Annotated in this window: 14 protein-coding genes; 7 read left to right on the top strand and 7 right to left on the bottom strand. The window is 72.1% G+C overall.

The window, feature by feature from the left end:
• Positions 1–152: 152 nt before the first annotated feature.
• Complete coding sequence (locus ACFW3L_RS24170) at positions 153–593, bottom strand: RNHCP domain-containing protein (protein WP_378746467.1); 441 nt, start codon at positions 591–593, stop codon at positions 153–155.
• A complete protein-coding gene (locus ACFW3L_RS24165; RefSeq protein WP_378746459.1) occupies positions 590–964 on the bottom strand; it encodes an RNHCP domain-containing protein in 375 nt (124 codons plus the stop codon). The genes ACFW3L_RS24170 and ACFW3L_RS24165 overlap by 4 nt, the downstream gene beginning before the upstream one ends.
• A 418-nt stretch (positions 965–1,382) precedes the next feature.
• Between ACFW3L_RS24165 and ACFW3L_RS24160 the strand changes: the two genes are divergently transcribed.
• Together ACFW3L_RS24160 and ACFW3L_RS24155 are read left to right on the top strand one after the other, a co-directional pair.
• A complete protein-coding gene (locus ACFW3L_RS24160) occupies positions 1,383–2,309 on the top strand; it encodes an ABC transporter ATP-binding protein (RefSeq protein ID WP_378746514.1) in 927 nt (308 codons plus the stop codon).
• Positions 2,306–3,127: an ABC transporter permease gene (locus tag ACFW3L_RS24155; protein WP_378746454.1), complete on the top strand. Its 822-nt coding sequence runs from the start codon at positions 2,306–2,308 to the stop codon at positions 3,125–3,127. Before ACFW3L_RS24160 ends, ACFW3L_RS24155 begins: the two co-directional genes overlap by 4 nt.
• An 80-nt stretch (positions 3,128–3,207) precedes the next feature.
• Here the strand turns inward: ACFW3L_RS24155 and ACFW3L_RS24150 are convergent, their stop codons facing one another.
• Positions 3,208–4,959: a hypothetical protein gene (locus tag ACFW3L_RS24150; RefSeq protein WP_378746446.1), complete on the bottom strand. Its 1,752-nt coding sequence runs from the start codon at positions 4,957–4,959 to the stop codon at positions 3,208–3,210.
• A gap of 154 nt (positions 4,960–5,113) precedes the next feature.
• Positions 5,114–6,139 (bottom strand): class II fructose-bisphosphatase, encoded by a 1,026-nt coding sequence (glpX, locus tag ACFW3L_RS24145; protein ID WP_378746442.1) that lies wholly within the window; start codon positions 6,137–6,139, stop codon positions 5,114–5,116.
• A 387-nt stretch (positions 6,140–6,526) separates the two neighbouring features.
• Here glpX and ACFW3L_RS24140 point away from each other — a divergent pair, with 387 nt between their 5' ends.
• Both ACFW3L_RS24140 and ACFW3L_RS24135 read left to right on the top strand, forming a co-directional pair.
• On the top strand, positions 6,527–7,138 hold the full coding sequence (locus ACFW3L_RS24140; RefSeq protein WP_378746508.1) for a TetR/AcrR family transcriptional regulator: 612 nt from the start codon (positions 6,527–6,529) through the stop codon (positions 7,136–7,138).
• A gap of 182 nt (positions 7,139–7,320) precedes the next feature.
• On the top strand, positions 7,321–7,911 hold the full coding sequence (locus tag ACFW3L_RS24135; protein ID WP_378746435.1) for a DUF4245 domain-containing protein: 591 nt from the start codon (positions 7,321–7,323) through the stop codon (positions 7,909–7,911).
• 75 nt (positions 7,912–7,986) lie between these two features.
• On the opposite strand, the gene ACFW3L_RS24130 is transcribed toward ACFW3L_RS24135, so the two are convergent.
• Positions 7,987–8,958 (bottom strand): 4-hydroxy-3-methylbut-2-enyl diphosphate reductase, encoded by a 972-nt coding sequence (locus tag ACFW3L_RS24130; protein WP_378746431.1) that lies wholly within the window; start codon positions 8,956–8,958, stop codon positions 7,987–7,989.
• Positions 8,959–9,253: 295 nt separating this feature from the next.
• On the opposite strand from ACFW3L_RS24130, the gene ACFW3L_RS24125 reads away from it, so the two are divergent.
• From ACFW3L_RS24125 to ACFW3L_RS24115, 3 genes are all read left to right on the top strand, one after another.
• A complete protein-coding gene (locus ACFW3L_RS24125) occupies positions 9,254–9,898 on the top strand; it encodes a hypothetical protein (protein WP_378746426.1) in 645 nt (214 codons plus the stop codon).
• A gap of 156 nt (positions 9,899–10,054) precedes the next feature.
• A complete protein-coding gene (xseA, locus tag ACFW3L_RS24120) occupies positions 10,055–11,392 on the top strand; it encodes an exodeoxyribonuclease VII large subunit (protein WP_378746423.1) in 1,338 nt (445 codons plus the stop codon).
• Positions 11,393–11,394: 2 nt separating this feature from the next.
• Complete coding sequence (locus tag ACFW3L_RS24115; RefSeq protein WP_378746416.1) at positions 11,395–11,637, top strand: exodeoxyribonuclease VII small subunit; 243 nt, start codon at positions 11,395–11,397, stop codon at positions 11,635–11,637.
• A gap of 162 nt (positions 11,638–11,799) precedes the next feature.
• Here ACFW3L_RS24115 and ACFW3L_RS24110 read toward each other — a convergent pair whose 3' ends face one another.
• Both ACFW3L_RS24110 and ACFW3L_RS24105 read right to left on the bottom strand, forming a co-directional pair.
• Positions 11,800–12,366: a DUF6542 domain-containing protein gene (locus ACFW3L_RS24110; RefSeq protein ID WP_378746504.1), complete on the bottom strand. Its 567-nt coding sequence runs from the start codon at positions 12,364–12,366 to the stop codon at positions 11,800–11,802.
• 190 nt (positions 12,367–12,556) lie between these two features.
• Positions 12,557–13,915 (bottom strand): DNA recombination protein RmuC, encoded by a 1,359-nt coding sequence (locus tag ACFW3L_RS24105; protein WP_378746413.1) that lies wholly within the window; start codon positions 13,913–13,915, stop codon positions 12,557–12,559.
• Positions 13,916–14,027 lie beyond the last annotated feature (112 nt).

Below are 14,027 nucleotides of genomic sequence, written 5' to 3'. Positions count from 1 at the left end.
CTGCTCCTGGGGCGCCCCCCCCCCGGGGGGGGGCCCACACACCAACCCCCCCCCCCCCCCCCGGGGGGGCGGGGCCCCCCCCCCCCCCCGGGGGGGGGGGGGGGGGGGGGGGGGCCCCCCCCCCCCCACGACGGCTCACGGGACGCCGCTGATCAGAGGCGTGTCAGCGCGCGCCGGGCCGGGGTGGCGGCCGATAGTGGCCGCACCGCGATCCGCACCAGGGCGCGGGCGTTGTCGTCGCCCGCGACCCGGTTGGCGCTGAGCTCGCCGCACGCCAGGCAGCGGTGGACGACCATCCACTCGCCGTCCGGGCGGGCGCTGACACCCGCCGCCTCCATCCGGCCCCGGCAGTCGGCGGCCCGGTCACCGGGGACCCGGCCGTCGACGTGCAGGCTGGTGAGGCAGTGCGGGCAGTGGTTGCGGTGCGCGGTGCCGGGCGCCCGCAACGGGACGTCGAGTCGGCAGTGGGCGCAGCGGAACGACTCCCCGCCCTGGCCGTGCCGCCGCGCCTGCTCGCCCCGGGCCCGCAGGACGGTCTTCGGGCGCTGCTGTCGGCGCTGACCGCGCCGGTGGTTGCCGCGACCCACGCTCACACCTCCCCGAACATCTCGAGCGGGAACGGCGGCTCGGCGAGCGGGCGGACCGCGATCCGCATGAGGACCAACGGGTTGTCGTCGGCGGTGACGGCGCTCTCGGAGAGCTCGTCGCAGCGCACGCAGCGGTGGACGAGCCGCCATCGGCCGTCACGGGCGACGACGACGGAGATCGGGGTCATGCGGCCCTCGCAGTCGCAGACGCCGCCCTCGACCTGGTCGTGGACGTGGAGCGAGGTCAGACAGCTCGGGCAGTGGTCACGCGGGGTGCCGTCGGGCCCTAGGAGGGCGACGGAGAGACCGCAGAGCACGCAGCCGAAGACGGTGCGTGCGGACGCGGTGGTACTGGGGTCGAAATCGTGGTGGGACAACCCGGAGGCTCCTTGCTGGAGTGGTGATGAGACACAGCAAGAGCGCCGAGCGGTTCTCGACGGGGAACGGGTCCGTTCAGACGTCCGAAGGGTGTCGGGGCATGCGGAGACCCGCGCGGCTGTGAGGCGCGCTCGGCGCGTTCCGGGGCATGGTCCTCAGTCCTTCTAAGCCCGGGCGGCGTGCGCCCCGGACTCCGTGTTCGGTTCCGACACCCCAACGGTAGACACGGGCCCCGTTCGGGTGCAACGGGTTTTCTCGCCTGTGGACGGCCTGGTCGGCGGCGGTGCGGGTTCCCGCGCCGGCGAGCCCAGCCGTCCGGCACGTGCGGATAAGCGATGGATTTTCACCCGGTCCGCTGCCTACCGTGTTCCCATGACCACACCAGAGCCCGGCCGGGCCGTGCCGGGGAGCGCCGCCATGAGCTCCCGGGAGGCCTCCGCCGTGCCAGCCCTGCACCTGCGCGGCGTCGTGAAGCGCTTCGGTTCGCTCGCGGCCGTCGACGGACTCGACCTGGAGGTGCCCCAGGGGATCGTCCTGGGACTGCTCGGACCCAACGGCGCGGGCAAGTCGACCACCATGCGGATGCTCACCGCCCAGTCCATCGCGGACGAGGGCACCATCAGCATCCTCGGCCACGAGATCCCCGCGGAGTCCAAGTGGGCGCGGGCCCGCATGGGCGTCGTCCCCCAGCACGACAACCTCGACGAGGAACTCACGGTCGAGCAGAACCTCCGGATGTTCTCGTTCCTGTACCGGGTCCCCCGCGCCCGCCGCAAGGAGGCCATCGCGCGGACCCTGCGGCTGGCCCACCTCAGCGACCGGGGCGACACCCCCGTGGACGACCTCTCCGGGGGGATGCGCCGCCGCCTGCTCATCGTCCGCGCTCTCCTGCACCGGCCCGAGCTGGTCCTCATGGACGAGCCCACCGTCGGCCTGGACCCGCAGGTGCGACAGGAGCTGTGGGGGGTGATCACGGCCCTGCGGGACGAGGGCGCCACCGTCCTGATGTCCACCCACTACATCGAGGAGGCCGAGCGCCTCTCGGACGAGGTCGCCCTCATGGCCCGGGGCAGGGTCGTCGAGCGCGGCGCGCCCGCCGACCTCGTCGCCAAGTACGCGGGGGCCAGCGTCGAGGAGTACACCCCCGACGCGGACGGGATGGCCGCCCTGGAACGCCTGATCAACGGCTACGGCTTCACCACCCGGCGCACCGGCACCACGCTGTCCGTGCTGCGCGCCGAGGAGCTCCCGGAGTCGGTCCGGGACCAGCTGGGCACGCCCGACCGACGGGACAGCAACCTGGAGGACGTGTTCGTGACCCTGACCGGGGAGTCCGTGGAATGAACCTCTCACAGCGTCACGAGGACGCCCGTCCGGAGCGGCACGCCCGGCCGGGCCGGTTCGAGGCCGACGCGGTCCGGGGGGTGATCGCCCGCGAGTGGATCCTGTACGGGCAGTCGTGGCGGGCCACCACCTTCGCGGCGGTGGTCGAACCCACCCTCTACCTGCTCTGCTTCGGGTTCGGCATGGGCGCCCTCATCGGCACCCTCGCCGGGTTCAGCTACATCGACTTCCTCGGCACGGGGATCGTCGCCGTGTCGGTCATGTTCCAGTCGATGATGCCGGCCGTCATCAACACCTTCATCAAGCGCCGTTTCCTGCACACCTACGAAGGGATCCTCGCCGCCCCCGTGGACGTGCGCGAACTCGTCACCGGCGAAGCCCTGTGGCTGGCGCTGCGGTCCGGCGTGTACGGCTGCGTGCCGCTGCTGGTCGCGGTCGGGTTCGGACTCCAACCCGGCTTCGGGATGGTGCTGGTGCCGTTCGTCGCCTTCCTCGCCGGGTTCGCCTTCGCGCTCTTCGGCATCTGGATCTCGGCGGTGATCACCTCGGTGCGCAGCATGGACTACGTGTTCAGCGGCCTCTTCACCCCGCTCTTCCTCATGGCGGGCACCTTCTTCCCGCTCACCGAGCTGCCCACCTGGGTCCAGACCGCCGCCATGGTCAACCCCCTCTACCACGCGGTCGAACTCATCCGGGGCGCGGTCTTCGGCGGACTGGACGTCCTCGGGGCCCTGGGCCACGTCGGTGTCCTGCTGGCCTTCGTGGTGCTCATGTGGAACCTGGCCGCCTTCCAGATGCGCCGCAGGGTCGTCAACTAGGGGGACCGGAACGACGACGGCGCGGAAGGGTCGCCCCTCCCGCGCCGTCGTGCCGTTCGGAGGTCACGCGACTCGGGTGATCATCCCGCGCTGGGCGCCCAGCGCAGTTCGACCACGGCCCGCTGGCCCTCCTCGACCACGCTCACGCCGACGCCGACCGCGCCCCACTCGCCGGGGGCACGCACCTCGCCGCTGACCAGCAGTTCGCGCAGGTCGAAGTACCCGGCGAGGACGGCGTCGTCCATCTCCTGCATGGTCTGCTGGAAGACGTCGTCCTCACCGAGCTGGCCGGAGCCGGTCCCGCCGTGGGTGACCACGACCGTGTCGCCGTCCTGGCTCACCTCGGGCATCACCATGGACGAGTAGGGGCCGCCGAAGGACTCCTCCAGGAAGCCCTCGATCGCCGCCTGGTCGCCTCCGACCGCGCGGTACGCGAACGACGGCTCCGAGCCGAGGGAGACGTCCTCGAAACCGGAGAGGCCGATGGCGGTGGAGCCGCCCAGCAGGGAGGTGAACCCGTCCGGCAGCGGAGCGCCGACCGAGTTGAAGAACGCCTCCATCTCGCTGCGGGAGCCGTCGTCGAGGAACGGGAGGCCGTCGCTCTCCCAGGCGGTGCTCAGCGCCTGGTCCATGCCGCTCCCGGCGAAGGCCGCCGAGGTGCCGGAGGGCAGGCCGCCCATGGCCTCCACGCTCGCTCCGGGGGCGTCGGCCAGCCAGGTCAGGCCCTCGTCGTCCACCTCGAAGCCGAAGACGTCCATCCGGGCCTCGAGGTAGTCGCCGTCCACCCGCACGGAGGCCGTCATCCGGCCCTCGACGGTGGCGTCCAGGCCGGTGCCGAACTCGGCGGCCAGTTCCTGGTCCACCCCGGTCAGGTTCCCGAACGCGCCCAGGTCCATCCAGGCCAGGGCGATGCTGCCGCTCGGCACCCCGTCGAGGTCGCCGCTGTAGGTGTCGTTCCCCTCCAGGTCGCCGTGGGCCGACATCTGCTCGTTGTACTCGCTGATCGCCGCCTCGTCCTCGGAGAGGACGACGAAGTCGTCGACCATCGTGTACTCCAGGTCGCCGTCCTCACGGAGCCGGTCGAGCGTGGACTCGGCGGCACCGGCGTCCTTGACGGACAGCGCCATCGCGAGCGCCATGCCGTCGTCCACCACGGCGGCCTCGTCGGCGGCGGGCCAGGCGGCGACTCCGGCCTTCTGCCCGATCCACTCGTCCACCTCGGCGCGGTCGACGTCGAACTCCTCGGCGAAGGCCTCGGCGAAGACACCCGTGGTGTCCTCCTCGACCTCACCGGTCTCCTCGGTGATCTCGGCCGGGAGCTTCTGGGAGAAACGGATCAGGTCCATGACCTGGGAACCGTCGATGTCGAGGTCGACCTTGGCGAACGCCACGGAGTTGCCGGGCAGGACCGACTCGGGCTGGGGGCCGCCGAAGTCGACCAGGGAGACGGCGGCCCACAGGGTGCCGCCCATGACCACGACGGCCACACCGGCCGCCGCGGGGATCAGCCACTTGCGGCCGCCGCGCGAGGGCGGGACCTGGCCGCCGGAGTACTGGCCGCCGTAGGGAGGCTGTCCGGGACCGCCGGGCCCCATCGGGGCTCCGGGACCGCCGGGCCCCATCGGAGCTCCGGGGCCCATCGGGGCGCCGGGACCCTGTGGGGGAGGGCCGCCCGCGCCCGGGTACTGCTGGCCCGGGAACTGGCCGCCGGGACCGGGCTGCTGGGGCGGGGCGAACTGCGGCTGGCCGGGGCCCTGCTGCTGGGGGAACCCCTGGCCCGGCTGCTGCGGCGGCTGCCACTGGGGCTGCTGTGGGGGATCTGGGTAGGACATCGGACCTCCGACGAGGATGTACGTGGAACAGACGCGGGCGCGGGGCCAACGTCGAGTCTGATGCGGGGAAACACCGAGTTGTTCACCCTCACCCGAAATACGCGACCGGCGGTGCCCCGTCCCAGTGGAAGGGGCACCGCCGGTCGCGCGGTGACTACTCCGGGGCGGAGGTGAGGTCCACGCCGCTGTAGGCGGAGAGCTTGCTCAGACGGTGCTCGCTGCGGACCTGGCGCACGGTGCCGCTGCGGCCGCGCATGACCAGGGAGTCGGTGGTCACGCCGGTCGACTCGTACCGGACACCGCCCACCAGTTCGCCGTCGGTGATGCCGGTCGCGGCGAAGAACACGTCGTCCGAGGAGACGAGGTCGTCGGTGAGGAGCACGCGGTCCAGGTCGTGGCCCGCGTCGATCGCCTTCCGGCGCTCCTGGTCGTCCTTGGGCCACAGGCGGCCCTGGATGACCCCGCCCAGGCACTTCATGGCGCACGCCGTGATGATGCCCTCGGGGGTGCCGCCGATGCCCAGCATCAGGTCCACGCCGGTGCCCCGGCGCGCGGCCATGATGGCGCCCGCGACGTCGCCGTCGCTGATGAACTTGATCCGGGCGCCCGCGTCGCGCACGTCCTGGACCAGCTGCTTGTGGCGCGGACGGTCGAGGATCACGACCGTCACGTCCTGCGGCGACTTGCCCTTGGCGCGGGCCACGGCGCGGATGTTCTCGGCGGGCGAGGCGGCGATGTCCACCACGTCGGCGGCCTCGGGGCCGGTGGCCAGCTTCTCCATGTAGAACACGGCGGACGGGTCGAACATGGTGTTGCGCGGGCTCATCGCGATCACCGCGATGGCGTTGGGCATGCCCATGGCGGTCAGGGTGGTGCCGTCGATCGGGTCGACCGCGACGTCCCAGTCGGTGCCGCCGCCGTCACCGACCCGCTCGCCGTTGTAGAGCATGGGCGCGTTGTCCTTCTCGCCCTCACCGATCACCACGGTGCCGTTCATCGACACGGTGCTGATCATGTGGCGCATGCCTCGCACGGCCGCACCGTCGGCGCCGAGCTTGTCGCCCTTGCCGACCCAACGGGCCGCGGCGAGCGCGGCGGTCTCGGTGACGCGGACCAGCTCCAGCGCGAGGTTACGGTCGGGCGCCGAGTGCTGCGCGGACGGGCTACTGGACTGCGACATGGACGTGACACCTTCCGTCGGGAAACAGGGTGGGGGTTCTCTCTTAGGGTAGTCACCCGACGTGACCTCCGTTTATCGCGGTCCCCGAGGAGGACGGCGCGCGTGTCGGACGCCACCCGGGCGGAGGAGTGCCCGAGCGGGGGCGGATCGTGCGCGTGGCCCGGTGATCCGGGGCGGGTGGTCGGGTGACGCGGAGCCCGACGCGGCCCGTAACATCGTGCACCTGTACCGGATCGGCCACCACGTGGCGGTCCCGGCCGCAGGGAGAGCAGTCGTCAGGCGCGTCGGTCGCGTCGAGCCCGCCGCCACCAGGCAGGGGGAAGTTCCCGTGGTCTCCCGGGGGACGCTTCAGGTCGCGGGGACCCGGACGGAAGTGAGGGCGTGACAGTGGACAGGACGGACAGGCCCGCGCGGGTCTCGCCGCGCGGCGCGGCCACGCGCAGTGCCCTGCTACAGGCGGCGGCCCAGGTGTTCCGCACGGTGGGGTTCGCCAGGGCCGGGGTGAGTGAGGTCGTCTCGGTCGCCGGGGCCAGCGTCGGCAGTCTCTACCACCACTTCACCGGCAAGGCGGACCTGTACGTCGCCCTGTACGAGGAGTTCCAGCAGCGCCAGCAGGAACGCACCCACCAGGCGGTCCGCGACGCCCGCTCCGAGGGTGAGAGTGATCCCACACGGCTGATGAACATCGCCGCGCACGCCTACCTCCTGGGTTGCATAGAGGAGCGCGACACCGCGCGACTGTTCTTCAGCGGTGACGGCCCGCCCGGGTTCGACTACCAGCTGCGGTCCCGGCTCACCCAGTGGACCGACCGCAACGTCGCCCTGTTCCGCAAGGCCGACGAGCCCGTGGACGAGGCGCTGCTGATCGTGGTGAGCGGTTCCATGCTCCTGGCCGTCGCCGAGGTCGTGCGGCGCGACGACGTCGACGCCCACCGGCTCGCGGACGAGATCACCGGTCTGCTCACCGAACTCGAACCCCGCCACCGCCAGCGGGACTAGCCCTCGCCTCGGGGCGGGGGAAGGCGGCCGCACGGCGGCACGGATCCGTGGCCGACCACGTCGGGGTCCTCGGCGCCGAGGGCCCGGTGCCCGGGTTCCCGTCCGGGACGGGGCGCCGCTCACACGCGCTAACCGCACCCCAGGTCGAAGTGGCCCGGGAGCTGGGGCAAGCTGGTCATGTCATGAGTTCATACAGCCGGGCCAACGCCACCTTCAAGAACTACGCCATCTCCCTCGGGGTCGTCGTCGCGATCATCCTGGTGATGGCGTTCGTGGTCTCCACGCGATCGGGTGAACGCATCCCCGAAGTCCAGTTCCGCCCGGACATCGAGGTGCTCCGGAGCAGCGCCGGGTATCCGGTGACCGCCCCCGACGAGAACCTTCCCGAGGGATGGACCCCCACCAGTTCCACCCTGGACCTGAGCGGCCCGGTCGAGTGGACGGTGGGCTTCGCCACTCCGAAGGACAGCCACGCCAGGCTGGTCCAGAGCGACGACGACCCCGACACCGTGCTGCGCGACACCGTCAAGGACGCCGAGCCCGTGGGCACCGTCATGGTGGGCGACCGCGAGTGGGAGCACCTGGAGTCCGAGGACTGGGGCGCCCTCGTGCTGCGCGAGGAGGGCCGGACCCTGGTCGTCGCGGGCAGCGCCGGTGTCGACGAGTTCGCGGAGCTGGCCGAGCACCTGGAGACCTTCCCGGTCCCCGAGCCCGAGGCCACCGAGGACGGGGACGAGGCCGAGCCGTCCGAGGCCGCTGACACCGACTCCTAGGGCGTCGGCCCCGGCACGAACGAAGGGCCCCGTCGAACCGTGTGGTTCGGCGGGGCCCTCGACGTCGGGTGGCGGCTACTCGGCGCGCAGGTCCCGGCGGAGCTCCTTGGGCAGCGAGAACGTGAGGGTCTCGTCGGCCGTCGTCACGGGGCTGACCGAACCGAAGCCGTGCCCGGCCAGCTTGTCCAGCAGCTCGCGGACGAGGATGTCGGGCACCGAGGCGCCGCTGGTCACGCCCACGGTGGTGACGCCCTCCAGCCAGGCCTCGTCCATGAGGGTGGCGTTGTCGATCAGGTACGAGGCGTTCGCGCCCGCGTCCAGGGCGACCTCGACCAGGCGGACGGAGTTCGAGGAGTTGTCGGAGCCCACCACGATGACGAGCTCGCACTCCGGCGCCATCGCCTTGACGGCGTCCTGGCGGTTGGAGGTGGCGTAGCAGATGTCGTCGCTGGGCGGGTCGAGCAGGTTCGGGAAGCGCTCGCGGAGGGCGTCGACGGTCTGGTTGGTCTCGTCCACCGAGAGGGTGGTCTGGGACAGCCAGGACACGTTGTCCGGGTCACGGACCTCGACCTTGTGGACCTCGTCGGGGCTCTCCACGATCTGGATGTGGTCCGGGGCCTCACCGCTGGTGCCCTCGACCTCCTCGTGGCCGATGTGGCCGATGAGGATGATGTCACGGTCCTCGGAGGCGAAGCGCTGGGCCTCCTTGTGCACCTTGGTGACGAGGGGGCACGTGGCGTCGATGGTCTTGAGCTGGCGGCGGTGCGCCTGCTCGTGGACGGCGGGCGAGACACCGTGAGCGGAGAAGACGACGATGGCGCCCTCGGGCACCTCCTCGGTCTCCTCGACGAAGATCGCGCCCCGCTCCTCCAGGGTGCGCACGACGTGCGTGTTGTGCACGATCTGTTTGCGCACGTAGATCGGGGCGCCGTACTGTTCCAGTGCCTTCTCGACGGTGATGACCGCCCGGTCGACTCCGGCGCAGTACCCCCGAGGGTTGGCGAGAAGCACACGGCGTTGGTTCGTGGCAGTCGTCATCGCACTCATGGGACACATCCTAGGTGTGATCCAGCGCCGTGGGTCCGGGTGTGGGATAGGGCACGGAGTGGGTACGTCCATGGCGGGTCCGCAGGCGGGTGGGGTCGGTGCGACCGAACGCACACGATCCCGCGGCGAAGTGGCGCAATCGTTCGCTTCCCGTCCGCTCATGCCGCTACTCCCTCCTCTATCCTGGTTCACCATCGCATCTGTTATGAGGCGGTTCGCCCTCAACTCGGCCTTGCCTTGTTCGCTGGACGCGCGCCGCCGGCCCAACGCCGAGAGCATCAGGAGCCCCCGTCCTATGTCGAACCCGACCATCGTCACGAAGCTGACCACCCTCGTCAGGGGCATCTTCGGACGCAAGGACCCGGTCGTCACGACCGTGCAGGACAAGAAGGACGAGATCCCCGCGCGGGAGAGCGCGGAGAAGGTGGAGACCCCCGCCACCACGGACGCGTCGTCCGAGGAGACGGCCGAGCCGACCGAGGCGAAGGCCGCGAAGGCCGCGACCGAGCCCGAGGCCGTGAAGGCCGAGGAGAAGACCGACACCCCGGCCGGGGCCGCCCCCGAGGCGACCCCCGAAGCCGCGTCCGAGACCGCCCCGCTGGTCGAGGAGCCCAGGGACGAGCCCACCGTCCCGGCCACCGCCGACCTGCCCGAGGACGGTCCCGCCCTCGCGGAGGAGCTGGAGGCCGCCGAGGCCCACACCACGGTCGCCAGCGACGACGTCCTGGAGCGGGTCCGCAAGGAGGCCGCCCCCGCCGTCGACGACCTGGCCGTCCCCACCTACGACGAGCTCACCCTGCCGTCCATCCGGGCGCGCCTGCGCAAGCTCACCATCGAGCAGGTCCGCGACCTGCGCGCCTACGAGGTCGCGCACCAGGGCCGCCCCGAGTTCATCAAGATGTACGACAACCGGATCGCCAAGCTGGAGTCCGAGGCCTGAGTCCGGCCGTGTCCGTGGGCCCTCCCCGGACCACCCCCGCCGTCGTGACGCCCCGGAGGCCGGGGTCCGGACACCGGTCCGGCACCCCTCCGCCTCCGGGGCCGCACGGTCCCTCCTTCACCGAACCGTCCGTACCCTGGCCTAGGCTCTTGAGCCATGGGCATGGAGAGTTCGGCGGAGTCACCGCAGCCGGTCAGGACCGTACTCCAGGCGGTCGGCGGCTGGATCGACCGGCTGGGCGCCATCTGGGTCGAGGGACAGATAGCCGAGCTCAACTCGCGCGGACGCATGTCCTACATGACCCTGCGCGACCCGGTCGCCAACGCCTCCATCCGCGTGCTCTGCGAGACCTCCGTCCTGCGCCGCCAGGAGCCTGCCCCCGGCCCGGGCGACCGCGTGGTCATCCACGCCAAACCGGACTTCTACCAGCTCAAGGGCACCTTCTCGTTGCGCGCCCGGGAGATCCGGCACGTCGGGATCGGTGAACTCCTCGCCCGGCTGGAGCAGCTGCGCCGGACCCTCACCGCCGAGGGCGTGTTCGACCCCGCCCGCAAACGGCCCCTTCCCTTCCTGCCCGACACCGTCGGCCTGATCTGCGGTCGCGACTCCGCGGCCGAGCGCGACGTGCTGGAGAACAGCCGTCGCCGCTGGCCCGCCGTGCGCTTCGAGGTGCGCCAGGTGGCGGTCCAGGGCGACCGGGCCACCCGCGAGGTGATCGAGGCCCTGCACGACCTGGACACCCGGCCCGAGGTCGACGTCATCGTCATCGCCCGTGGCGGCGGTTCCATGGAGGACCTGCTGCCCTTCTCCGACGAGGCCATGGTCCGGGCGGTGGCGGCGGCGGGCACCCCCGTGGTCAGCGCGATCGGCCACGAACAGGACGCGCCCCTGCTCGACCACGTGGCCGACGTTCGTGCCTCCACCCCCACCGACGCCGCCAAGCGGACCGTCCCGGACGTCGGGGAGCAGTTGGAGATCATCCGCCAGCTCCGCGACCGGGCCCGCCGGGTGATCCGGGGCGGAGTCGACCGGGAGCGGGCCTGGCTGGAGAGCGTGCGTTCCCGCCCGGTCCTGGCCGACCCGGTCCGGGAGACCGACCGCCTCACCGAGCAGGTCCTGGAGCTGCGTGACCGCGCCCGCCGGACCCTCACCGCCGCGCTGGACCGCGCGGCCGACGGCATGGTCCACACCGAGGCCCGGCTGCACGCGCTCTCACCGGCCACCACGCTGGCGCGCGGCTACGCGATCGTGCAGCGCGAGGACGGTTCGGTGGTCCGCTCCGCCGCGGAGCCCGCGGTGGGGGAGACCCTGCGCGTGCGGTTCGCCGAGGACGGCCTGAGGGCCACCGTCGACGCCCTCGAAAGCGAGGCTGAGCCCGAGTCCCGTCCGGTGGGGAAGAAGGCGGCCACGGGCGCCTCACGCGGCAGGAAGAAGAAGGCGGCGCCCGCCGCCGAGGACACCACGGACAACCCAGCCACCACAGAGGGGGAGTAGGCATGGCCGACCAGAGCGAGGCGCCGGAACTGAGCTACGAGGAGAGCCGGGAGGAGCTGAACAACGTCGTCCGGAGACTGGAGTCGGGCGGCCTCACCCTCCAGGAGTCCCTGGATCTGTGGGAACGCGGGGAGAAGCTGGCCCGGGTCTGCGAGCACTGGCTGGAGGGGGCCCGCGCCAAGCTCGCCGCCGCCATGGACGAGCGCCGGGCCGACGAGCCCGGGAACGACGACACCCCGTTCTGAGAGACGGTCCGTGCCCGCTCCGGGTCCGGAGTTCGGGGCCTCCGGGTGTCGGGGCGCGCTCGGGCCGGGGCTCCCCGCCCGGTCGGCGCGGGGCGTGCGGGGACCGCGTCCGGCCGTGTCGGCTCCTGGTGCGCGCGGTCCGGGCCGCGGGAGTCGCGGGGCCTACTTGCGCCCGTTGAGCTCGTCACCGAGGTTGCGCAGGTTGCCCGGGAGGCCACGGAAGACCGCGACGACCAGGACCAGCGCCGTGCCGAGGAACAGCCACGGGGCGACCTCGGCCAGGCGCGAGGCCAGACCGAGGATGAGGACCCGGGCGAACCCCTCGTTGCCCAGGGCCAGCACGCTCTCGGCGGCGACCACGGCGACGAAGTAGGCGATGGGCGGGCTCACCGACAGCGACAGCAGGTCGCCGGGTCGGACCAGGGCCGCCGTCACCAGGCAGGCGAGGGTGAAGGCCAGGCCGGGTGCGGCCGGGGTCGACGTCAGGTGGGCGATCATGGTCCCGGCGAAGCTGAACACGACGATGATCAGCACACCGCCCCGCCCGGTCAGCCGTGGAGGTTGCCAGGCGGCGGGCGCCGCCTTCGGGTGACTGCGCGCTGTCCTGTCCGGGTTCGGGTGGCTGCGCGCGGACCTGTCCGCACCCGCCGCCCCCCGACCGCGACCGTTGGACCGCACGAAGTACGGGGCCTGTCCGGGATCCGGACCGTCCGACTTGCGCGGGGGCATGGTCGTGCGCCTCCCCAGTTGATTACTCACAGTATTTAGTGTGTCACTTCTCGTGAAACTTCGGGGGTCTTTCCTGGGATCGTGTCGCCATTTCGGCCACATGCCCCTTCCGGGCTGATCGCGGCTTCCACCCCTTGGACGCCGAGATCTCCCCTCCAGGTTCCGGCTGGTTCCGGAGACGGGGGTCCGGTCACTCGCTGCGAACGGCTCCCCCCGCGTCCATTTGGGGCGAACCGTTGCGACCGTTACCACCATGCCGAATTCCGCCGACCTCGGCGGCGCTGGCGAGCTTCAGGTCCGACTTGTCCGCATCGTGTGGAGACGTCTCCGCGACCCCCGTCGACGCCTCCGCGAGTTCCGGTGCCGCCACCGTACGCGGCCGCTCCTCCACCCCGGAGAGCCGGTCCAGGTCACCGTCGACCAGCCCCAGCTCACCGAAGCGCCGCGCGGTCACCAACACCCTGCTCTCCAGGGACCCCACGGTCTGGTTGTAGGCCCCCACCGTACGGTTCAGCGCCCGGCCCAGCCCCTCCACGTGGCCGCCCAGCGTGGCCAGCCGCGAGTACAGCTGCTTGCCCAGGTCGAACACCTCGCGGGCGTTCTCGCTCAGCGCCTCCTGCTGCCACGCGTACTGCGCGGTCCGCAGGAGCGAGATCAGCGTCGTCGGCGTCGCGATGTGCACCCGCCGCCCCATCGCGTGCTCCAGCAGGCCGGGGTCGTACTCCAGTGCCGGAGCCAGGAACGCCTCACCCGGGATGAACAGCACCACGAACTCCGGCGCCGGGGTGAACGCCGACCAGTACGACTTCGCCGCCAACTGGTCCACGTGCGTGCGCACGTGTTTGGCGTGCGCACGCAGCCGCTGCTCCGACGCCGCGCCCTCTCCGGCCTCCACCGCGTCCAGATAGGCGGCCAGCGGCACCTTGGAGTCCACCACGATGTTCTTGCCGCCCGCCAGCCGCACCACCATGTCCGGCCGCTGCGCCCCGGAGACCGCCTGCTCCTCGAAGTCGCAGTACGCGGACATCCCGGCCAGCTCCGCCACCCGCCGCAGCTGGAGCTCACCCCACCGGCCACGCGCCTCCGGCCTGCGCAGCGCCGTCACCAGGGACTGCGTCTGGTCCCGGAGCCGGTCCGACCCCTCACGCACGTACTCCACCTGCTTGGCGAGCTCCGCGTGCGCGGCGGCCCGCCCGGCGTCCACCTCACGCAGCTGGGTCTCCACCCGGTTCAGGGTCGCCGTCAGGGGCTCCACCATCCGCTCCACGGCGCGGCGCCGTTCGTCCAGGTCACCCCCGGCCTCCGCGCTGACCGCCCGGAGCCGCCCCTCGGCGAGTTCGAGGAAGCGCTGGTTGGTCTGGTCCAGGGCCTGCGCGGAGAGCGCGCGGAACCGGTCCGCGAGCTGTTCCTCGACGTAGGCGGCGCGCTCCTCCGCCGCCCTGGCGTCGGCGCGGGCCTCGGCGTCACGACCACGGGCGAGCAACCAGCCCACGGCGGCGCCGACGGCCAGACCGATGACGAGAACGAGTACGAGTGCGAGGGCGTCCATGGCGCCATGCTCTCAACCACCGGGGGTCACGCGCCCGCCAACGCGCAGGAATCCGCGTGCCGCACCGCCCCGGCGACCCTGACCGGAACCGGCCACGGGCGGGGGTTGCCGG

Origin of the sequence: Nocardiopsis sp. NPDC058789, assembly GCF_042745575.1 — a bacterium.
In the GTDB taxonomy this organism is placed as follows: Bacteria; Actinomycetota; Actinomycetes; order Streptosporangiales; family Streptosporangiaceae; genus Nocardiopsis; species Nocardiopsis eucommiae.
Note: the sequence above shows the minus strand (reverse complement) of the source record. Positions and strands in the feature narration are given on the sequence as shown.